This is a genomic window from Tateyamaria sp. GN1-10, assembly GCF_055693845.1.
Genome location: NZ_JBVFUR010000004.1, coordinates 3,305,985 through 3,326,392 on the forward strand (window position 1 = coordinate 3,305,985; position 20,408 = coordinate 3,326,392).

The window sequence follows — 20,408 nt, forward strand, 5'->3', positions numbered from 1 at the left end:
CGCTTTTCGGCGCAAGCCGAAACAGAGCCACCCAGCCGACCAGATCATTGACGCACGTAGCAAGCTGGTCCATCAACGGGCGTAAACAGATGCCACGGGGGGGCCATGAACGTTTCTGTTTCGCCAGACGCAGGCGACGGTGGCCTTTTTGGTCGCCCGCTGTTTGACGACCCGTCCGCTCGCGCCCTGTCCCGAGTCGGTGTGGTTGATGTCGGATCAAACTCTGTTCGCCTTGTGGTTTTTGACGGGGCAGCCCGGTCCCCTGCCTATTTTTACAATGAAAAGATCATGTGTGCCCTCGGCGCTGGACTGTCCGACACCGGGCACCTGAACCCCGAAGGACGGGTGCGCGCCCTCGAATCCCTCAGACGCTTCCAGCGCCTTGCCGAAGGTATGGGCCTATCCGACCTGTCTGTCGTTGCAACTGCCGCGGTGCGCGATGCCACCGACGGTCCTGACTTCTGTGCGGATGTACTGCGCGAAACCGGATTGAATGTCCGCGTCATAGACGGACGCGAAGAAGCTCGATTGTCGGCACAAGGCGTCCTTTTGGGGTGGCCCGGCTCCTATGGCCTTGTCTGCGATATCGGCGGCTCTTCCATGGAACTGGCAGAAATCTCGGACGGGATCGTGGGCAAGCGTGTCACCTCTGACCTCGGCCCCTTGAAACTGCAAACAGTCAAGGGCGGAAAGAAAGGGCGGCGTAACCATATCAAGGCCGTCATGGAACATCTGCAAACCGAGATGGGTCTGCAACGCGACCGCCTGTTCCTTGTGGGAGGCTCATGGCGGGCGATCGCGCGGATCGATATGCATCGGCGCGGCTACCTTTTGAACGTACTGCACGAATACCGGATGTCACCGCAATCCGTGCAGCGCACGGTCAAATACATCAAGGAACACGACAATCACGATGCGCTGCGGGGCGCATGTGGCATCTCCTCTGCCCGGATGACCCTGGTGCCATTGGCCGCCGAAGTGCTCGCCCGGCTGGTCAAAGCGTTCCGCCCCAAGGACATCGCCGTTTCAAGCTACGGCATCCGCGAAGGGATGCTATATGAACAGATGCCGCAACGTCTGCGCGACCGTGACCCCTTGATCGAAGCGTGCCGCTTTGCAGAAGCCAAGGATGCGCGCATGCCGGGTTTTGGCAAGCTGCTCTACCAGTTCATCGAACCGATCTTCAAATCGGCCCCCCTGCCCCGCAAACGCCTGATCAAGGCCGCGTGCCTTCTGCACGACGTCAGTTGGCGGGCGCATCCTGACTATCGGGCCGAGGTCTGTTTCGACAATGCCACGCGCGCCAATCTTGGTGGGCTCAAACATTCGGAACGCATTTTCCTCGGTCTCGCCCTCCTGCACCGATACACCAACAAGCGCGAAGGCACCCATTTCGAGGGGCTTTACGATCTGATCGACGAAAAGATGCAGCGTGACGCAGAGATACTGGGCAAGGCCATGCGCTTTGGTGCCATGCTGTGGATGGAGAAAGACGCGGAGCGGGGCGAGTTTCGGTGGTTTCCCAAGAAACGGGAATTGGAGCTACGCCTGTCCGCTGACGCCATGCCCCTGTTTGGCGAAGTGGCCGAGGCCCGGCTGAATTCGCTGGCTTCGTCACTAAATGCCACTGTAACGGTGAAAAAAAGACGGCAGCCCTAAATGTCGATCTGGGCGTCGGGGTCGGGTTCAACCTCCAGTTCCTGCGGCGTTTTGCGACGGATGATGATATCACCGTTCTCCAATATCTCGGGCGGGTGATAGACGCTCCAGTCTTCGACCTCTTCAAGAAGATCGCGCAAGGCGGGTCCCATCTGGGCCGTGAAGTCACGCAAGGCAGGGCCAAACTCTTCGGCCATACCCTGCAGCCCTTCCATCGCAGGCTCCATCTCGCGCATCAGCCCTTCCATCAGCATCTGTGCGCCGCGTTCCATCAGCGATAGACCACGGTCCTCTTCGGTTTCCTGGGCAGAAACGGAAGTGGCGGAGATGACCAGACAAAGGGCAACACTGATGTGTTTCATAGGCCTCATATGGGCACTATAGCACGATATCCAAACTCACCGGAAAATGATCAGAGGCGGTGACAAGCGCATCCCGTAGTGCTGAGTGTGCCCAACAATCCGGGTCATCAAGTGGATGCCAGATACGCCAAACCGGCTCGTGCCCCGCGAGATCGGGCGAAACCATGATATAATCCAAAAGCGCCTGAAGATACCGCTGCTCGGGTCTGATCCAGAAACGGGCCGTTGTCGGCATTGCCCCCAAACGGCGTTGCAACGCTTGACGCGCGTGGGGGTCAAAAAGAGCGGTATCACCCGTTCCCATGATGATTTCTACCGACGAACGGCCAAACAGGTTCTCGTATTCGTCCAACCCTGGCCCGTCGTTCAGATCACCCATCAAGACCACCGGATGCCCATCCCCGAGAAGTCCATTGATCCGCGCGCGCAACCAGATTGCTTGCGCCAGCTGTTTGCGCCTGTTGGCGATCGATATGCGCATGACTTCATCGCGATTGTTCGCACCATGCGGAGCTTTGGACTTCAGATGCGCACCAATCATACGCAGCGACAGGCCTTGCGCCGTTTCAACCTCGAGCTCAAGCGGCGGTTTGGAAAACACAACGTCGTCTTGTGTCGCGTCGATATCCAGATCGATCCTGAAGCGCTCATCGAACCGGGGTGCATCCTGATGGATCAATGGATCATGAAGCACAGTCAGCACATCAGGATCATAGAGCAGCGCAATCTCCTGCTGCGTGTCATTCGAAAAGCCAATGACTGCCTCGCGGGCGCGTAAATCCGCAAACCGGGCAAAGGTCTGGAGCGCTTTGATCGTATCCCTGTTGCGGCTGTTGTCAGGCGCCTCAATGACCATGACGGCATCCGCATCAAGGGCACGGAACACAGTGCGCAACGCATCCGTTTGGGCCGCCCGCGTTACATCATGGCGCGACGACCAACCGTCATCGTTGAGAAGCTGTCCATCCTCATCGAACAGGCTGTTCATCCACTCAACATTGTAGGTCGCGAAACGCATCAATCACTGCTGCCCAAAATCTCTTCCCAGGCACGATTGATATCCATCATACGCTTTTCGGCCAAGCGCACCGCCTCTTCGGGCACTCCACGGGCCATCATGGCGTCGGGATGGTTTTCGCGGACCAGCTTGCGCCATGCCTTGCGGATATCTTCAAGTGCCCAACCGGGATCAACCCCAAGGACCGAGTAAGGATCAGGCGTCGCATCCGGCACAAATCGCGCCCGAAGTGCACGAAAATCAGAGTCCGAAATGTTAAAGATATGCGCCACTTCTTCCAGAAACGCATCTTCGTTCGGATGATAGAAGCCATCCGCCATAGCAATGTGAAACAGACCTTCGATCAGGTCGGTCAGCGTTTCGGGTTGGCTTGAGAACATCGCGTGGATGCGCGTGGCGTAGTCTTCGAACCCGGCCACGTCCTGCCGGGCAAGGTTGAAGACCTTTGCAGCCCCCGCTTCGTCCTTGTCCGCAATGTGAAACACTTCGCGGAACGCCGTGACTTCGTCCCGCGTGACCTGCCCGTCCGCCTTGGCCATCTTTGCGCCGAGCGCAATCACCGCAATGGCAAAGGCCACGCTGCGTTCGGGTGGCGCGCGCAGCTTGTCAAAAACCTCCGCCAGACCTTCGCCTGCGGTCAGCGCTGCCAGCGCGTCTGATATGCGAGCCCATAGAGACATTGGGCGAGCCTATACCCTATCCTGCGGCTTGGCGCTGGCACTCACGGTCGCACCCAGTTGCTTTTGCATCAGGATCAGATCCAGCCAGATACCGTCCTTGCGGCCGACCTCGGGCATTCTGGCAACCGTGTCGTATCCCATGGCTTTGTGGAATGCAACGGCCGCCGGGTTTACGCTGCTGATCGCAGCCACCGTCACATGATGACCAGCATCGCACGCGCGGCCTTCCAAGGCCGACAACAATGCCCTGCCCCATCCCTTGCCACGCGTGTGCTTTGCCAAAAAGACGGTATGTTCAACCGTTGCTGCGTATCCGGGACCACCGCGAAACTCACCATAGGTGGCAAATCCGCCCTTCTCCGGCAGCACCAGCACCACGCGATCCCGGATCATGGTTTCGATCTCGGCCACGGTTTTCAGTGTCGTGGTGAACGTGATGTGCGTGTGCGCGATCACGTCATTCCAGATGTCCGTGATCCAGCGTGCATCGTCTGGTGTTGCGTCTCGGATCACAGCGAACGTGGTCCATTCGGCGTATCAAAAACCGCATGCAAAGCAACCGGTCCAACCTCTACCGCAACCCGATCATCGCTCAGGTGCCGGGCAAGCGCAGCTGCCAAAGCTTCACCATCAGGATGCACCAATGTGAACCGGCGCAGACGCACACCCGTTGGCTTCAGGTTGGCGGCGGGATGTACACCCTTGGGCCATTCGATCAGGGCGGGCCACAGATTGTCGAATGGGGTTGTACCGTCGGCCGACACCGCCATGCGCCACGACAATGCATCGCGGCTGACGGCCACGGGCGCCCCTGCGCCGTCCGGCATGTCGGCAAGGGCCGCGTCCATATCCTGCACGGCACAGGCCCAGTTGGACAGGGCGGCATCACCCACATACCGGTCCAGATCATACCACCGTGGACGGATGGGTGCGGGCACCGCCGGGTTCGGCGCGATGGCTTCAAGATAAAGTCCATCTTCCAGCCCCATCAGCGCGTTATGCGTCTGAAACACCGCATGCGCACCGCCGGGCTGCATGCAAACACCCAGCGCATCCTCGACATGGGCGCGCGCGGCGCCCAGATCGGTTGATCCGACAACAAGATGGTCAAACAGCATCGGGGCCTCCTGCTCCGCGTTGGCGGACGGTACATCGGGTTCCAGGAGTCGATGTATCGCAGCCCTGTAAACGGAAATGAAGAGGCTTCGCTGTTCGATGGTGGACGGTATACATACGCCTCGGACAATCCGCCCGGTGCCGGGGTTATCAGCGCCCGCTCAGAAGACAGGAGCAACGGCCGCCTCGTGCGAGGCGGCCCTCATAGATCAGGCGGCAGCCTCGCCACCCTGCAGGATGTTCAGGATGTGTTGCGCGGCATCCGGGATGTTGGTGCCCGGACCAAAGATCGCCTTGACGCCTGCGTCATAGAGATACTGGTAGTCCTGCTGTGGGATCACACCGCCGCAGATCACGATGATATCTTCGGCGCCCGCGTCCTTCAGCGCCTGCACCAGTTGCGGGGCCAGCGTCTTGTGCCCGGCGGCCTGCGAGGAAATCCCAACAACGTGCACGTCGTTGTCGACTGCATCCTGCGCGGCTTCGGCCGGGGTCTGGAACAGTGGGCCGACATCCACGTCAAAGCCGATATCGGCAAAGGCTGTCGCGATCACCTTGGCACCACGGTCGTGCCCGTCTTGCCCCATCTTGACCACCAGCATGCGTGGGCGGCGGCCCTCAACCTCGGCAAAATCTTCCACCGATTTCTGAATGGCAGCGAACCCTTCGTCGCCCTCGTAGGCCGCACCATATACACCAGCGAGTGTTTTCACCTCGGCCCGGTGGCGCCCGAATTCTTTTTCCATCGCCATACTGATTTCTCCCACCGTTGCACGTGCCCGCGCCGCGTTGACTGCGGCCTCCAAAAGGTTGCCGTCCGCTGCGGCCACGGCGCTCAGCGCATCAAGCGCGGCTTGGCACCCCTCTTCGTCTCGTTCCGCCCGGATGCGCGTCAGACGTGCGATCTGACTGTCGCGCACCGCAGCGTTGTCGATATCGAGGATGTCGATCTCGTCCTCTTTCTCGAGGCGGAACTTGTTGACGCCTACGATCACCTCGTCGCCACGGTCGATCATTGCCTGACGCTTGGCCGCGGCTTCCTCGATCCGCAGCTTGGGCATGCCGGAACCCACGGCCTTGGTCATGCCGCCCATCCCCTCAACCTCTTCGATCAGCTTCCAGGCCTCTTCCGCCAGATCGTGGGTCAGCTTTTCGACATAGTAGGACCCCGCCAGCGGGTCGACGACATTGGTCACGCCCGTCTCGTTCTGCAGGATCAACTGCGTGTTCCGGGCGATCCGGCTGGAAAACTGCGTGGGCAGTGCGATGGCTTCGTCAAAGCTGTTGGTGTGTAGCGACTGTGTGCCGCCCAGCACCGCACTCATCGCCTCGAACGCGGTACGGACCACATTGTTGTATGGGTCCTGTTCCTGCAGGCTGACACCGCTGGTCTGACAATGGGTGCGCAGCATGGAGGACTTGGGGTTTTTCGGTTCAAACTCAGACATGATGCGGTGCCACAGCAGTCGCGCGGCGCGTAGCTTGGCTGCTTCCATGAAGAAGTTCATGCCGATCGCAAAGAAGAACGACAGACGGCCCGCGAACTTGTCAACGTCCATGCCACGGGCGATGGCGGCGCGCACGTATTCACGCCCGTCCGCAAGGGTGAAGGCCAGCTCCTGCACGAGGTTCGCGCCAGCCTCTTGCATGTGGTAGCCCGAGATGCTGATCGAGTTGAACTTGGGCATGTCGCTCGAAGTGTATTCGATGATATCCGCAATGATCCGCATGCTTGGTTCGGGCGGATAGATATATGTGTTGCGGACCATGAACTCTTTCAGAATATCGTTCTGAATGGTCCCTGACAGGGCCGCGCGGTCCACGCCCTGCTCCTCGCCCGCAACGATGAAGTTGGCGAGGATCGGAATAACCGCGCCGTTCATGGTCATCGACACCGACACCTTGTCGAGCGGGATACCGTCAAACAGGATCTTCATGTCCTCGACACTGTCGATGGCCACACCGGCCTTGCCGACATCGCCTACAACCCTTTCGTGGTCGCTGTCATAGCCGCGGTGCGTTGCCAGATCGAAGGCGACCGACACCCCTTGCTGACCCGCATCCAGAGCGCGACGGTAAAAGGCGTTGGATTCCTCGGCCGTGGAAAAGCCCGCGTATTGGCGGATGGTCCACGGACGACCCGCATACATCGTGGCCTTGACCCCACGGGTGAACGGGGCCTGACCGGGAATGGTGCCAAGGTGATCGACATCGGTCAGATCATCCTCGGTATAGATCGGGGCGACATTGATGCCTTCGAGCGTCTCCCACGTCAGATCATCGACCGGACGGCCGCGCAGCTCGCCCTCAGCCAGGTTCTGCCATTCGTCTTTCTTGGTCGTCATGTCCTTGTCCTCTTGTCAGCGGGCCATGCGGCAGGGTTTGCCCCGCTCCTCTCTGGCCCAAATCCTCTGTCAGTGTTGCTAGTCCGTCGGCACCGGCGGTGAGCCAGTGGATGTCATCCATATATGCCTCGCGCAGTGCTGCTGCGGCGGCGGGATCAAAGGGTGTCCATCGGGGTGACAACCCACTGATCCAGTCCGGGTTGTCGCCCCGGTCTGCAAGTATGCTGCGCAGTTCCGGCGCAGTGGGCGACCGATTCAACCACGTCTCTGCCGCGTTGCGCGGACCGTACAGGCCGGTTGCAGCACGGAACATGGCATCCGGTCGACCTGCCGTGCGTTCAAACGGCACGACGACAATTTTTGCGGCCGGTACTGCGCAGGCAACGTCAACGATCACATCACGCCACGTGCGCGGGCCGAACGCCACACGACCCAATTGATTAGGCGCCGGCAGAGAATGCCCCCGGGCGACGCAGTAGGACGCGGCGGAACGCCAATAATGGTTCAATGCGCGCACCGACAAAACGACCGTGTCTATCTGTCCGTCAAAGGCAGCAGCATAGCGGGACATGCGCTCACCGACATCGTTGTACAACGACCGAGCACGCATATTGCGGCGCATCGTGCCAAGCATGTTTTCATCGGAAACGATGAGTGTCGTGGTCCCGGTGCGTTCAGCTTTGTTCATCTGCAGCAAGACGCGTCCGCGTGCCCGACGTGCCGACCGCGTTCCAACGCCGGCACCGGGCTGAATACCTGAAAACAACCCCTTACGAGTGCGCAACGGACCCCAGAAACCGATATGGCGGGTGCGCATGAAGTCGCAATTTCGGCGGACATAAGCCTGGAAAGAGGTGGTTCCGGTGCGATGCGCACCGATATGCAAGATGACCTTCATGCCGTTCGTGTCCTTTTCCATGGCCGCACATCGCCCGGCAAAACCCCGGCGATCATGGTTAAGGCGTCGCACGCAAAGGCTTGCCGAGCGATTAAAGCTAAAATTGACGCGAGCAGCCGTCGTAATTGCCGAAAAAGCCGCTACATTGGGGAAGGCAGGAGGGCAGATGAAACACGTATTACCCATTGTTCTGGTTGGTCTTTTCGGCGGCTCGGCTGTCATTGCGGAAAGCGGAGATACGGCCGCATCTTCCATCTTCATCACAACCGATGTGCAGGATTTGAACGAATTCGTCTGGGAAAACCGGCCTATCGTTGTCTTCGCTGACAGCCCGAATGACCCGAACTTCCGCCAACAGATCGAGTTTCTGGAAGAACGCGCCGACGAGTTGGCTGAGCGCGATGTGGTTGTACTCACGGACACCGATCCGTCGAAAGACAGCGCCTTGCGCCAGAAATTGCGACCGCGTGGTTTCATGATGGTGCTTGTCAGCAAGGATGGCAGCGTATTGCTACGCAAACCTTTCCCCTGGAGTGTACGCGAACTGATGCGCAGCATTGATCGACTGCCGAGCCGACAACGCGAAATCCGCGAAAGACGGGAGTCTGACGGCTGAGCGATTGGGTCCACTGCTGTGAGTTTTTGAATGTCACAATCAACGGACCCGCGGAAAGTAAATGCATCCCACGGCTTGGCTGAAGACCAGCCAGTTATGTGGGACGCAAAACTCACTCGAATTCCATGATCACATCGTCAACAGCCAGACTATCGCCCGCGCCCGCGTTGATCTTGGACACGATGCCTTTCTTCTCGGCGCGCAGGATATTCTCCATCTTCATCGCCTCGATCGTGCATAGGGCCTGACCCTCTTGCACTTCGTCGCCTTCGGCCACATCGACCTTCACAACAAGGCCGGGCATGGGGCAGAGCAGCATCTTGGATGTGTCCGGTGGCGTTTTCTCCGGCATCAGGCGAGCCAATTCAGCCTGGCGTGGCGAGCGCACGTGAACCTTCAGGTCCGCACCGCGGGTGCGGATGCGGAAGCCCCCCGACACCTTTCCGACTTTTAAAACCAAAGGCGCGCCATCCACCGTCATCTCGGCCAATTGATCACCCGGCGTCCAATCGCCAGACACACGCAGGGCCGACCCGCCCTCGAAGGCCACCGTTGCACCCTCGTGGTCTGCGTCGATAACGACGTCATAGGACAGACCTTGGAGGCTGACATTCCAGTCCTTACCCACCTTGCGCTCGTGATTGTCCATGCGGCCCGACACGCGTGCGCGCCGGATCTCGGCCACGCGGTGCATGGCAGCACAGGCAGCCGCGACACGGCGCAGGTTCTCTTCACCCAGTTCGACCCCTTCGAAACCATCGGGATATTCTTCGGCAATGAAGGCGGTTGTAATGTCACCCGATACAAACTTCGGATGGTCCATGACAGCGCTCAGGAACGGCAGGTTGTGGCCAATGCCCTCAACCTCGAAGCTATCTAGCGCAACGCGCATTGCTTCGATCGCTGTGGCTCGGTCCGGACCCCATGTGCACAGCTTAGCGATCATCGGGTCGTAATACATGCTGATCTCGCCGCCTTCGTAGACGCCGGTATCGTTGCGCACCACGATGCTGTCCGGCGTTACACCGGGAGTGTAGCTTTCGGTCTCGGCGGGCGGACGATAGCGCGTCAAACGGCCAATCGAGGGCAGGAACCCGCGATAGGGGTCCTCGGCATACAGCCGATTTTCGATGGCCCAACCGTGCAGCTTGACGTCATCCTGCGTGATCGACAGCGTTTCGCCAGCCGCGACGCGGATCATCTGTTCCACAAGGTCAACGCCAGTGATCAACTCGGTCACCGGGTGCTCCACCTGCAAGCGCGTGTTCATCTCAAGGAAGTAGAAGTTCTTGCTGCCATCCACGATGAACTCGACAGTGCCCGCACTGGCATAGCCCACGGCCTTGGCCAGAGCCACGGACTGTTCGCCCATGGCCTTGCGTGTGGCTTCATCCAGGAAGGGCGACGGGGCCTCTTCGACCACCTTCTGGTTCCGGCGCTGGATCGAACATTCGCGCTCTCCCAGATAGATGCCGTTCCCGTGGCTGTCGCACAGCACCTGAATTTCAATGTGACGTGGCTGGGTCACGAACTTTTCGATAAAGATACGGTCGTCACCAAAGCTGTTGGCCGCCTCGTTCTTGGACGACTGGAACCCTTCGCGGGCCTCCTCATCGTTCCATGCGATCCGCATCCCCTTGCCGCCGCCCCCGGCCGAAGCCTTGAGCATCACGGGATAGCCAACCTCGTTCGAGATCTTCACAGCTTCGTCGGCATCCTTGATCAGCCCCATGTAGCCTGGCACCGTGCTGACACCGGCCTCCTGCGCGATCTTCTTCGAGGTAATCTTGTCGCCCATTGACTCGATCGCACCTTTGGGTGGGCCAACAAAGGCGACACCAGCAGCATCCAAGGCCTCGGCGAACTTGGCGTTCTCGGACAGGAACCCATAGCCGGGGTGCACAGCCTCAGCGCCCGACTGCTGGATCGCATCCATGACTTTGTCGATGACAATATAGGACTGGTTCGCAGGCGGCGGGCCGATATGGATGGCTTCGTCGGCCATCTGGACATGCAGCGCCTGCGCATCCGCGTCGGAATAGATCGCAACGGTGGGAATACCCATCTTGCGCGCAGTCTTGATCACGCGGCAGGCGATCTCGCCCCGGTTGGCTATCAGGAGTTTCTTGAACATGGGGCCTCACTTCTTTGGGTCCTGGAACGCAAAACACCGCCCTGCCCGAAGACAGGACGGCGTTCCGCGTGTGATCTGAAACCGCGCGTCAGACGCGGGAAAAACTTAGCAGCGGCTTGGGTATCGGTCGCAATAAAGCACGTTTGCACCGGCACCAACGGCAGCGCCTGCAATCGCGTTGCCTCCGAGCACTGCGCTTCCGACGCCACCGGCGGCACCGCCGAAAACAGCCTGCTCGCCGACTGTGTCACCACAGGCCGCCAGCCCAAGGGCCGCGGCAGTGACAAGAACAAGGGCTTTGATACGCATGTTGGTCTTCCTTTGTTTGACACCTTCTTGGTGTGACAAACGCCATATGGGATCAACGATCCCGGACAAGACTCGGAAGAATGCGCATCGCATTGCCGAAACGCGCGGGTGTTGGCGCGGGGTTGCCGACGATCACGTGCACTTGCGTTGCACGTCGTGATATCACGCCCCGTGTCCGCGCGATGCAGCAAAAAAGGTGGGCAGCATAATGTCTTGCGACATTCGCTGCCCACCAGGGGAAGGGGTACGGAAATGGTACACGTCGCCGCAGATAACCTGGGGAAGCGGCTCCGTAACTATACGGTTGCATGGTTTTTTATCACGTAGGAAGGGCGAGGATGGCTCTGGGCGGAAATGAGCCGGGTTTCGCCAATAACGGGAATTGGATGGCGAAAAAGCGCCGAAAGTTGCACGATTACCCATCGCAATTCTCCCCGAATGCGTCAGGAAATGAAGCACGAGCAATACCTTCGTCGATCTGCAAAAGCGCTTCATAATCAGCGGGATCGAAGGGGTCTGTTGCCGGAATCACCTCGCGACCAAACAGCCACGACAGCCGACCGGCATCCAGATTTCCGCGCTCGAACGCTTCGGCCCCAAAGTGCGTCCAAAGGGCAGCCATAAACGCCACATCGGCCCGCCGATCAGCGGGTTTGCGATCGGCAAAGCGCTCGCGCCGCTGAAGCGGTGTCACACCCTTGGGGTTCGGACGACGAATGGTGAATTGGAAATCAGTGCCCGTCAAACGACCGGGAAAACCGCGATGTTTCAGCATGTGCTGCCCCCCGCGGCAAAGGGGTATGTCAGGGCGGGCTGAAACGCCCGCCCTGTGAAATTACTTGAACTTGCCGGTGTGGACAGGCTCTTGGCTGATGGGCTCAGGCTCGACAACCACGAAATCGTCGTCGTTGTTGTTGCGGCCGCAGGCTGCAACCAGAACCATGAGGCTAACCATGCCCAAAACTTTGATGCTCTTCGACATCTGTCTCTCCTGTAGTCAACTTCCAGGCACGCGAAAAAACGCACCCGATGCGAGGTAAGGCGATCATAAAGACCGCTTAATCCGCCTATACGTGATTTTCCGGGCGAATGATATGGTGGCACACAGGCTTGCGCGGGTTGTGGCCTCAATGCCGCATATGCAAAAATCCGCCGGTGCATCAAAACGCCTCCCAAACACATCCATCCGCCCCGGGACGGAACGCTTCGAAAAACTGGGTCGCGTCTGGATCAGACGTCCCAAACGGCACCGGACGGTCCATCAGCGAAATGACCACTACGTCAGCCGTCAACTCGAAATCGGTCATGTAAGTGAGCGCAAAGCCATCGCACAATGCCTGAAAGTCATCCTCGGCTTTCGCGTAGCTGACCGTGCCCACATCCTTGGCAATCTCCGGTGCGATGAACCGGAACCGCACCCAGCTTTCCGCTCCTACAGCATCCAGCAGAACCTCGGATAACGACACCGGCTGGCCCGACGGCACATCTTGGGCAGAAGCAGATGTTACAGACAAACAGACGGCGTATACGCAGCCCCGGACCCATCCCCGATTGCGGGTCCGGGCTCCTCCCTCCGGGGCTGCTGTGCGTGCGGTGATAACCCGTCGCACTGTGCTATTCAGCGGCCGTCCGCGCATCATCGTGCATCTTCTTCTTGCGTTGTAAAGTCTGCAGGCGACGTGATTTCAATCAATTCAAGGTCGTCGGAGTGCCGAACTTCACGATGCACGATGCCCGGGGGTTGCAAAACGCAAGAGCCTTCGCGCAGCACATGCTCGCCCTGCCCTTCATATTCAAAAACCACCCAACCGCGTGTGATATAGACCATCTGAAAGTCCAACTCGTGGCTGTGCCACGTTCCCGGACTTTCCATACCCGGCACAGCGCGAATGACATGGGCACCGTAGGCACCCTTCGTCGCCTCGGCGATGCCAAGCTGACGGTACTCAAAGAACGGACGCAGCCCAGCGCCTTCGAACGCACTGTTATCTGCATGACTGATGGCAAACGCCTGGTTTTTCCAGAGACTCATTTTGCACACCCTGCGGAACGCACCCACCGGGCACGGTTACTTGGGTCATCCAGAACGGCTTGGGCACGCGCGGTGACCGCTGTGGTGACAGGAACAGCAACACGCCCACCCGCCATAACCTGCCAACCCTCGGCGATCTGCTCCAAGCGCACCACAGGCGAAAATCCTCGCAGCATCTGAAGCGCTCGCCACAGATCTTGCCGAATCTGATGCGCCAGTCGAACGGCTCGACCACTCGGCAGCACCGTACTCACCGTAAAATCAAACCGCGGCGGAAGATGACGACACAGGGTCACGCCCGCATCGTCCTTCAGGATATGCCAACCGGACCGAGCCATCAGAGCGGGATATTATCGTGTTTCTTCCAAGGCATCGGCGTCTTCTTGTTGCGCAGCGACGCAAAGGCGCGGCTGACACGTTTACGGGTCGAGCGCGGCTGGATCACCTCGTCGATGAAACCGCGCTCGGCTGCCACAAAGGGGTTGGCAAAACGATCTTCGTAATCCGCTGTATGCTGCGCAGTCTTCTCCGCATCCCCCAGATCGGCGCGGTGAATAATCTCGGTCGCGCCTTTCGCGCCCATCACCGCAATCTCGGCCGTGGGCCAGGCATAGTTGAAGTCGGCCTGCAAATGCTTGGACGCCATCACCACGTAGGCGCCACCATAGGCCTTGCGCGTGATGACCGTCACCTTGGGCACTGTCGCCTCACCGTAAGCAAAGAGCAGTTTCGCACCGTGCTTGATCACGCCGCCATATTCCTGCGTGGTGCCGGGCAGGAAGCCGGGCACGTCGATCAGCGTCAGGATCGGAATGTCAAAGCAATCACAGAACCGGACAAAACGGGCCGCCTTGCGGGCGCTGTCGATGTCCAGAACGCCCGCCAGCACCATCGGCTGGTTTGCCACCACACCCACGGTGCGCCCCTCCAGACGGATGAAGCCTGTGATGATGTTCTTGGCGAACTCTTCCTGCAACTCGTAGAAATCGCCCTCATCGGCCATCTTCACGATCAGCTCTTTCATGTCGTAGGGCATGTTCGGATTGTCCGGCACCAGCGTGTCGAGACTGCTTTCGATCCGGTCAGGCTCGTCAAAGAATGGACGTACCGGCGGCTTTTCCCGATTGTTCAGCGGCAGGAAGTCAACGAGGCGGCGCACCTCGGCAAGTGCTTCAACGTCGTTGTCAAAGGCCGCGTCAGCCACCGACGACTTCTTGGTGTGGGTCGAGGCGCCACCCAACTCTTCCGCCGTGACCTGTTCGTTGGTCACTGTTTTGACCACGTCAGGGCCGGTCACGAACATATACGAGCTGTCCTTGACCATGAAGATGAAGTCGGTCATCGCCGGAGAATACACGGCACCACCGGCGCATGGCCCCATGATCACGCTGATTTGCGGCACGACGCCCGAAGCCATGATGTTGCGCTGGAAAACCTCTCCATACCCGGCAAGGCTGTCGACACCTTCCTGAATACGTGCACCACCCGAGTCATTGATGCCAATGACGGGCGCGCCATTCTCAACCGCCTTGTCCATGATCTTGCAGATCTTGGCCGCGTGCGTCGCCGAAACAGAACCACCAAGAACGGTAAAGTCCTGCGAAAACACATAGACCTGCCGTCCATTGATCGTGCCCCAGCCGGTCACAACGCCGTCGCCTGCAGGCTTTTGATTTTCCATACCGAAATCGGTGCAGCGGTGACTGACAAACATATCGAACTCTTCGAACGAGCCCTCGTCCAGCAGCAAATCAATCCGCTCGCGCGCCGTCAGCTTGCCACGCCCGTGCTGGGCATCGATGCGCTTTTGTCCGCCGCCAAGACGCGCGTCCGCGCGCCGTGCTTCCAATTCGGTCAGAATATCTTTCATGCTGTCCCCGCTGGTGGTTTCGGGCCTTATACAAGTGCATTAGCCGTCGGTTGAAGCGTCAATCAGAATATTTGCAAACTTTTCGCAATAGCCTTTGTGCAAATTGCAAATCAGCAAATCACATCACCCTGTGCGCAGCTGCACTGGACAGTTCACTTTCCCGCGCATACCTCAACCGACATGCAAGCGCCGCCCAAGGTCCGCTTTCTGGACCGCACAACCCCGCCTCATATCGCAACGCTGATCCTGCTGGCCGGGGTCTCGGCCATGGTCATGAACATGTTCCTGCCCAGCTTGCCAAATATGACAGCTTATTTCGACACCGAATATCGGCTGATGCAGCTGTCGGTTGCGCTGTATCTTGCCGTGTCCGCAATCATGCAAACCATCATTGGACCCATCTCGGACAACCTTGGTCGGCGCAAGGTGCTTATGTGGGGCATCGGACTGTTCATGCTGGCAACGCTGGGCTGCATCTTTGCCCCGAATGCCGAGATTTTTCTGTTCTTCCGTATGTGTCAGGCCATCATCGCCGTCGCAATGGTGCTCAGCCGCGCCATTATCCGCGATCTCTATGACCAGGATCACTCCGCCTCGATGATCGGATACGTCACCATGGGTATGGCAGTTGTGCCAATGATTTCGCCGGGAATAGGTGGCGTTCTGGACGAGGTGTTCGGTTGGAAATCCGTCTTCTGGTTCTTCTTCCTGACCGGCGGCCTGCTCTTGTGGCTGGTGCACTCTGATGTGGGCGAAACGGCTCAACCCTCCTCAAAATCTCTCGTCGGTCAGTTCAAGGAATACCCCGAGCTTCTGCGCTCACCCCGTTTCTGGGGCTATTCACTGGCGGCTGCCTTCTGCTCAGGATCGTTCTTTGCCTATCTGGGCGGCGCCCCCTTTGTCGGAACCGAAGTGTTCGGGATGTCACCGGCACAGCTTGGCTTCTTCTTTGGCGCACCCGCCATCGGCTACTTTATTGGCAACGGGCTCAGCGGCCGGTTCGCCACACGGTTCGGCGTGAATCGACTGGTCCTGTGGGGGACGCTGGCCAACGCAGTGGGCACATTCCTGTCACTGGCCATTTTCCTCGCTGGTGCAGGCACGCCCGTGTCATTCTTCGGGATGATGACCTTTGTGGGCCTCGGCAACGGCCTGGTGATCCCCAACGCAACCGCGGGCATGCTCTCTGTCCGCCCGCATCTGGCGGGCACAGCATCAGGTCTCGGCGGGGCGATCATGATCGGCGGCGGGGCCGCGCTCTCTGCGCTCGCAGGCTTCCTGCTGACGCCCGAAACCGGCGCATACCCGTTGCTCTATATCATGTGTATCACAGGCATCTGCGCCCTGATCGCGATTGGCGCAGTCTACCGTCGCGAGCGTCGTCTGACCCACGCATAGTGGTTGCGCTGAGCGCTTTGCAAAACTAGCCTGCGCATACTGCAAAACTGCAAAACGGACACATCATGGCCGCCCCAAAACTCTATGCCGGAGCAAAGCTGCGCGAGGTGCGCACGCGCGTCGGCCTCACGCAAAAGGACTTTGCCGCCAAGCTGGGCGTGTCCCTGCCCTATCTCAACCAGATGGAAAACAACAACCGGCCCGTCAGCACAACTGTGTTGCTGAACCTCGCACAGGAATTTGGGCTCGATGTAACCGAACTCAGCTCGGGCGACGGGGAACGGCTGGTGTCGGACATGCGTGAGGCATTGGCGGATCCTGTGTTCTCCGGCGATATGCCGCCCCTGGCCGACCTGAGACTTGCGGCGTCCAACGCCCCGGCCCTGGCCCACGCCTTCCTCGATCTGCACCGCGCCTACCGGCAAACCCACGAACGGCTTGCGTCACTGGACGAAGCACTTGGCCGCGAAGACGCCCGCGCCCGCCCATCGCCATGGGAAGAAGTGCGCGACTTCTTCCACTACTGCGACAACTACATCGATGCGGTGGACAGGGCTGCGGAACATTTCGCCACTGCCGAAGGCACGGACCAAAGCATTCGCCAAACTGCCGTGGCCGCACTGGCCCATATCGGGGCCGACGTCACCTTTGACGACACGGACACCCTGCGCCACTACGACACCGACAGCAAAAAGCTGACCATCTCGAACCGTGCCAACCAGGAAAGCCAGACCTTCCAAATGCTGTTGCAGGTCGCCCTGCTGCAACAGGACAAGCTGCTCGAAGCAACGCTCGACTTCGCCCGCTTCCAAACGGACGAGGCGCGCTCCATCGCCAAGATCGGCCTCGCCAACTACTTCGCGGGGGCCGCGCTCATGCCCTACACCCGCTTTCTGCAAGCGGCACAGGACACGCGGCATGATCTGGAACAGCTTGCAACCCGGTTCGGAGCCTCCATCGAACAAGTCTGCCACCGGCTGTCGACACTGCAACGGCCCGGCGCAAAGGGCGTCCCCTTCTTCTTCGTACGGGTCGATCAGGCAGGTACGATCACGAAACGCCACTCCGCCACACGCCTGCAATTTGCACGTTTCGGCGGCGCCTGCCCGCTCTGGAACGTACACCGCGCCTTTGAACAGCCGGGGCACTTCCTGCGCCAATTGGCCGAAACACCGGATGGGGTGCGCTACATCAGCCTCGCGCGCGACGTATCCAAGACCGGAGGACGGTTTGGAGCGCCCACACGCCGTTACGCAATTGCACTGGGTTGCGAGGTCAAGCACGCGGGACAACTGGTCTATGCAGACGGGATGGACATCACCCGCACCGAAGCTTTCGAACCCATCGGCATCTCGTGCCGGATCTGCGAGCGCAAGACCTGCCACCAGCGCTCGGTCCCTCCGCTCGAACGGCAATTGTCCGTCGATCCCGATACGCGCGGTCTGCTGCCCTACACGGTGAACTAGGGGCAGTTGGCCCCAACCCTCAGTACGACGCGGCGCGCCACCCGGCCCGCAATGCCGCCGCCTCGGAACAGAACCACCGCTCCCCGCTGGCTTCGTGGATCTCTGTCTGCTGATAAAACCTCTGGCCCGGCATATGAAACACACGCCCATTGTCGGAAATGTTGCCCTTGATCGCACAGGACGGATGCGGCGGCACACGGCCTTTCGCCTGTGCCTGCCGAAACTGTGTGGGCGATTGCAACTGGAACGCATGCAATCCCCGACCCGCGACATACGCGGCCTTTTCGTCCAGGTCGTATTCCAAACCGTAGCGGCGGTAGGCAAAGGCCCATCCCTCGCGCACGATATGCCGGCCCATATCCACGCCTTGCATCGAACATCTGGCCACCACCCGTCCGTAGCGATCCCTGTCCACATGATCACACGTGGCGCGCCGCCCCTCAAAGGCTTCCACAACCCGCGCCGTGGCCCAAGCACCGCAAGCAAAATCGGCACCTTGATCGGTCTGGCAAAGCTGTTCCTGCTCCGGCGCATCAATGGCGTGCAGCCGGACCCGGGTCTCTCCCACATCCACGGTGTCCGCATCAATGACACGCACCACACCACGCAGATCGGCCCACGTCAACGCGGGCCATACCAAGAGAACAAGCACCAAACAAAGTCTTAACATTCCCTTTACTTGGAGACGTCACGCCCAGACTTCAAACGGTTTGTTCAGCAATACTTAACGCTGCGCGGTCTCCCACTCAGGATGCACCCACGGCACGTCGTTGCTGCGCGGCAGATGACGTCCAAGAATATGATCACTCATCTTCTCGCCCGTCACGATGGACGGCCCGTTCAGATTGCCATTGGTGATGCGCGGAAAGACCGAGCTGTCGACAACGCGCAGGGCATCGACACCAATGACGCGCCCTTCGGGATCGACCACGCTCATCGGATCATCAGCGCGCCCCATCCGGCACGTCCCGCAGGGGTGATAGGCGCTCTCGGCATGTTCCCGGATCGCGTCGTCCAGCTCGTCATCACTCTGATACGCAGCACCCGGCTGAATCTCGTGTTTCACGAACGGCGCAAAAGCGTCCTGAGCGAAGATCTCGCGCGTGAGGCGGATGCAGGTGCGAAACTCGTCCCAGTCCTGCTCCGTGCTCATGTAATTGAACCGGATCATCGGATCGTCGGCAGGGTTGGCGGATCGCAAGGTCACAGCCCCGCGCGACGGCGACCGCATCGGCCCCACATGGGCCTGAAATCCGTGCCCCTCGGCCGCCGCCTGCCCGTCATAGCGCACGGCCATGGGCAGAAAGTGGTACTGGATATCCGGATACGCGATGCCTGCCTTGCTGCGGATGAAAGCAGCACTTTCAAACTGGTTCGACGCGCCCAGCCCCGTGCCAGTGAATAGCCACTGCGCGCCAATGAACGCTTTGGAAAACAGGTTCCAGTGCTTGTAGAGCGTGATCGGCTGTTTGGAGGCGTACTGAATGTACATCTCCAGATGATCTTGCAGGTTTGCCCCGACACCCGGGCGATCCGCCACAACGTCAATCCCATGCTCGGCCAGATGGGCAGCCGGACCAATCCCCGACAGCATCAGGATCTTGGGCGAGTTGATAGACGACGCAGCCAGGATCACCTCGCGCCGGGCCCGTACCACCTTGCCACTCGCAAGGGCAACGCCCACGGCCCGTTCGTCTTCCATGACCACACGTTCGACCAGCCCACGCACCAGATCGCAGTTGGGCCGCTTCAGCGCGGGCTTGAGATACGCATTCGCCGCCGACCAGCGACGCCCCTTGTGCACCGTCTGCTCCATGGGACCAAAGCCTTCCTGCTTTTGCCCGTTGTAATCATCGGTGACCTCGTAGCCGGCCTGCCGCCCTGCCTCGACAAAGGCGCGGAACAGGGGGTTCTTGCGCGGCCCCCGTGTGACATGCAGCGGCCCCTCGGCACCGCGCCATCCCGCATCGCCGCCATGACCATTGCCGTTCCAGCTCTCCATGCGTTTGAAATACGGCAGCACATCAGCATAGGCCCAGCCATCGGCCCCGCTCTCCGCCCAATGATCATAGTCCAGCGCATGCCCGCGCACATAGACCATGCCGTTGATGGACGAAGACCCACCGACCACCTTGCCCCGCGGACAGACCAGCTGGCGTCCACCCAAATGCGGCTCCGGTTCCGACTTGTAGCCCCAATCGTACCGCTTCATGTTCATCGGATAAGACAGCGCCGCAGGCATCTGAATGAACGGCCCGGCGTCCGTACCACCATGCTCGATCACAAGCACCGATTTTCCGGCCTCCGCCAGCCGGTAGGCCACAGCACAGCCGGCCGACCCGGCACCTACAATGACATAATCTGCTTCCATGTCTCACCTTCCGTGATTCCGCGGTGGGTCAAGGATGCGCAGCACCGCGCATGCGCGCGGCTTGTCCTTGAGGCATCGGGGAATCGCACTCATCATCGAACAGGTGTCTTGAGGCGCAGATCGCGCCCTCAAGC

General features: G+C 59.8%; 21 protein-coding genes. 4 read left to right on the plus strand and 17 right to left on the minus strand.

Annotation, left to right across the window (positions count from 1 at the left end):
* Positions 1 to 105 precede the first annotated feature (105 nt).
* Positions 106 to 1,659, plus strand: a complete 1,554-nt coding sequence (locus ACZ1HN_RS18480) for a Ppx/GppA family phosphatase (RefSeq protein ID WP_472728546.1) — start codon at positions 106 to 108, stop codon at positions 1,657 to 1,659.
* Here the strand turns inward: ACZ1HN_RS18480 and ACZ1HN_RS18485 are convergent.
* The 7 genes from ACZ1HN_RS18485 to ACZ1HN_RS18515 all read right to left on the minus strand — a co-directional run bounded on the left by ACZ1HN_RS18485 (position 1,656) and on the right by ACZ1HN_RS18515 (position 8,099).
* The gene (locus ACZ1HN_RS18485) at positions 1,656 to 2,021 is read right to left on the minus strand and encodes a hypothetical protein (RefSeq protein WP_472728547.1); all 366 of its coding nucleotides are present in this window, start codon (positions 2,019 to 2,021) and stop codon (positions 1,656 to 1,658) included. The two genes, ACZ1HN_RS18480 and ACZ1HN_RS18485, sit on opposite strands and share 4 nt — an antisense overlap.
* 16 nt (positions 2,022 to 2,037) lie before the next feature.
* Complete coding sequence (locus ACZ1HN_RS18490) at positions 2,038 to 3,039, minus strand: endonuclease/exonuclease/phosphatase family protein (protein ID WP_299207216.1); 1,002 nt, start codon at positions 3,037 to 3,039, stop codon at positions 2,038 to 2,040.
* On the minus strand, positions 3,039 to 3,719 hold the full coding sequence (locus ACZ1HN_RS18495; protein WP_299207214.1) for a molecular chaperone DjiA: 681 nt from the start codon (positions 3,717 to 3,719) through the stop codon (positions 3,039 to 3,041). Before ACZ1HN_RS18495 ends, ACZ1HN_RS18490 begins: the two co-directional genes overlap by 1 nt.
* Before the next feature lie 9 nt (positions 3,720 to 3,728).
* Positions 3,729 to 4,232: a GNAT family N-acetyltransferase gene (locus ACZ1HN_RS18500; RefSeq protein WP_472728548.1), complete on the minus strand. Its 504-nt coding sequence runs from the start codon at positions 4,230 to 4,232 to the stop codon at positions 3,729 to 3,731.
* Positions 4,229 to 4,837 (minus strand): VOC family protein, encoded by a 609-nt coding sequence (locus ACZ1HN_RS18505; RefSeq protein ID WP_472728549.1) that lies wholly within the window; start codon positions 4,835 to 4,837, stop codon positions 4,229 to 4,231. Before ACZ1HN_RS18505 ends, ACZ1HN_RS18500 begins: the two co-directional genes overlap by 4 nt.
* Positions 4,838 to 5,044: 207 nt before the next feature.
* The gene (gene scpA / locus ACZ1HN_RS18510) at positions 5,045 to 7,180 is read right to left on the minus strand and encodes a methylmalonyl-CoA mutase (protein WP_472728550.1); all 2,136 of its coding nucleotides are present in this window, start codon (positions 7,178 to 7,180) and stop codon (positions 5,045 to 5,047) included.
* On the minus strand, positions 7,143 to 8,099 hold the full coding sequence (locus tag ACZ1HN_RS18515) for a hypothetical protein (RefSeq protein WP_472728551.1): 957 nt from the start codon (positions 8,097 to 8,099) through the stop codon (positions 7,143 to 7,145). Before ACZ1HN_RS18515 ends, scpA begins: the two co-directional genes overlap by 38 nt.
* Before the next feature lie 145 nt (positions 8,100 to 8,244).
* Here ACZ1HN_RS18515 and ACZ1HN_RS18520 point away from each other — a divergent pair, with 145 nt between their 5' ends.
* On the plus strand, positions 8,245 to 8,694 hold the full coding sequence (locus ACZ1HN_RS18520; RefSeq protein ID WP_299599671.1) for a DUF4174 domain-containing protein: 450 nt from the start codon (positions 8,245 to 8,247) through the stop codon (positions 8,692 to 8,694).
* 112 nt (positions 8,695 to 8,806) lie between these two features.
* On the opposite strand, the gene ACZ1HN_RS18525 is transcribed toward ACZ1HN_RS18520, so the two are convergent.
* The 8 genes from ACZ1HN_RS18525 to ACZ1HN_RS18560 form a co-directional block, all read right to left on the minus strand.
* Positions 8,807 to 10,828: an acetyl-CoA carboxylase biotin carboxylase subunit gene (locus ACZ1HN_RS18525; RefSeq protein ID WP_472728552.1), complete on the minus strand. Its 2,022-nt coding sequence runs from the start codon at positions 10,826 to 10,828 to the stop codon at positions 8,807 to 8,809.
* A gap of 105 nt (positions 10,829 to 10,933) precedes the next feature.
* The gene (locus tag ACZ1HN_RS18530; protein ID WP_299207201.1) at positions 10,934 to 11,137 is read right to left on the minus strand and encodes a hypothetical protein; all 204 of its coding nucleotides are present in this window, start codon (positions 11,135 to 11,137) and stop codon (positions 10,934 to 10,936) included.
* 415 nt (positions 11,138 to 11,552) lie between these two features.
* Positions 11,553 to 11,912: a hypothetical protein gene (locus ACZ1HN_RS18535; protein WP_472728553.1), complete on the minus strand. Its 360-nt coding sequence runs from the start codon at positions 11,910 to 11,912 to the stop codon at positions 11,553 to 11,555.
* Between the two features lie 60 nt (positions 11,913 to 11,972).
* Positions 11,973 to 12,119, minus strand: a complete 147-nt coding sequence (locus tag ACZ1HN_RS18540; RefSeq protein WP_189369029.1) for a hypothetical protein — start codon at positions 12,117 to 12,119, stop codon at positions 11,973 to 11,975.
* Positions 12,120 to 12,297: 178 nt separating this feature from the next.
* On the minus strand, positions 12,298 to 12,651 hold the full coding sequence (locus tag ACZ1HN_RS18545) for a DUF6497 family protein (RefSeq protein WP_472728554.1): 354 nt from the start codon (positions 12,649 to 12,651) through the stop codon (positions 12,298 to 12,300).
* Positions 12,652 to 12,773: 122 nt separating this feature from the next.
* A complete protein-coding gene (locus ACZ1HN_RS18550) occupies positions 12,774 to 13,169 on the minus strand; it encodes a cupin domain-containing protein (RefSeq protein WP_472728555.1) in 396 nt (131 codons plus the stop codon).
* Positions 13,166 to 13,507, minus strand: coding sequence for a hypothetical protein (locus tag ACZ1HN_RS18555; protein WP_299207191.1), 342 nt, complete (start codon positions 13,505 to 13,507; stop codon positions 13,166 to 13,168). The genes ACZ1HN_RS18550 and ACZ1HN_RS18555 overlap by 4 nt, the downstream gene beginning before the upstream one ends.
* Positions 13,507 to 15,039 carry an acyl-CoA carboxylase subunit beta gene (locus tag ACZ1HN_RS18560; protein WP_299207189.1) on the minus strand — a complete coding sequence of 511 codons (1,533 nt, stop codon included), beginning with the start codon at positions 15,037 to 15,039 and terminating at the stop codon, positions 13,507 to 13,509. The genes ACZ1HN_RS18555 and ACZ1HN_RS18560 overlap by 1 nt, the downstream gene beginning before the upstream one ends.
* Positions 15,040 to 15,219: 180 nt before the next feature.
* Here ACZ1HN_RS18560 and ACZ1HN_RS18565 point away from each other — a divergent pair, with 180 nt between their 5' ends.
* Both ACZ1HN_RS18565 and ACZ1HN_RS18570 read left to right on the plus strand, forming a co-directional pair.
* Entirely contained in the window at positions 15,220 to 16,437 is a 1,218-nt protein-coding gene (locus ACZ1HN_RS18565) for a multidrug effflux MFS transporter (RefSeq protein WP_472728556.1), read from the plus strand.
* Positions 16,438 to 16,502: 65 nt separating this feature from the next.
* The gene (locus tag ACZ1HN_RS18570; RefSeq protein WP_472728557.1) at positions 16,503 to 17,903 is read left to right on the plus strand and encodes a helix-turn-helix domain-containing protein; all 1,401 of its coding nucleotides are present in this window, start codon (positions 16,503 to 16,505) and stop codon (positions 17,901 to 17,903) included.
* 19 nt (positions 17,904 to 17,922) lie between these two features.
* On the opposite strand, the gene ACZ1HN_RS18575 is transcribed toward ACZ1HN_RS18570, so the two are convergent.
* Both ACZ1HN_RS18575 and betA read right to left on the minus strand, forming a co-directional pair.
* Positions 17,923 to 18,573: a thermonuclease family protein gene (locus ACZ1HN_RS18575; protein ID WP_472728558.1), complete on the minus strand. Its 651-nt coding sequence runs from the start codon at positions 18,571 to 18,573 to the stop codon at positions 17,923 to 17,925.
* A gap of 54 nt (positions 18,574 to 18,627) precedes the next feature.
* On the minus strand, positions 18,628 to 20,274 hold the full coding sequence (gene betA, locus ACZ1HN_RS18580) for a choline dehydrogenase (RefSeq protein WP_472728559.1): 1,647 nt from the start codon (positions 20,272 to 20,274) through the stop codon (positions 18,628 to 18,630).
* Between the last annotated feature and the right edge of the window lie 134 nt (positions 20,275 to 20,408).